Below are 665 nucleotides of genomic sequence, written 5' to 3' on the forward strand. Positions count from 1 at the left end.
GTGACGGGGTTGCGGTTGCCGGCGACGTTGATTTTCGATTATCCGACTCCCGCCGCCATCGCCGACCACATCCTGCGGACGGTGCGGGGCTCCGCCGAGCCGGCGGACGTGCCGATGCCGCCGACCGTCGCAGCCGGGGACTCCGGCGCGGAGCCGATCGCGATCGTGGGGGTCGCCTGCCGTTACCCGGGCGGGATCCGGGACGCCGAGGGTCTGTGGGACCTGGTCGCCGCTGGAACGGACGGGGTCGGCGAGTTCCCCACCGACCGGGGTTGGGATCTGGAGAACCTGTTCCACGACGACCCCGACCATCGGGGAACGACGTACACGCGTCGTGGTGGTTTCCTCTACGACGCCGCCGACTTCGATCCGGAGTTCTTCGGGATCAGTCCGCGGGAGGCGACCGCGATGGATCCGCAGCACCGGTTGTTGTTGGAGACGTCGTGGGAGGCGTTCGAACGGGCGGGCATCGCCCCGGACTCGCTACGCGGCAGCCGCACCGGTGTCTTCGCGGGCGTCATGTACCACGACTACTCCTCCGTGGTGCACCAGGCCGTCGACAACATGGAGGGCTTTCTCGGAGTCGGAGGCAGTATCGCGTCTGGTCGGGTGGCGTATCACTTCGGGTTGGAGGGGCCTGCGGTGACGGTGGATACGGCGTGTTC

Annotated in this window: 1 protein-coding gene; it reads left to right on the forward strand. The window is 68.4% G+C overall.

What is annotated here, in order from left to right:
• The coding region (locus ACLQ2X_RS28415; RefSeq protein ID WP_425684144.1) for a beta-ketoacyl synthase N-terminal-like domain-containing protein at positions 1 to 665 on the forward strand (665 nt) is incomplete at both ends.

Source organism: Micromonospora sp. DT31 (assembly GCF_049841795.1).
GTDB lineage: Bacteria > Actinomycetota > Actinomycetes > Mycobacteriales > Micromonosporaceae > Micromonospora.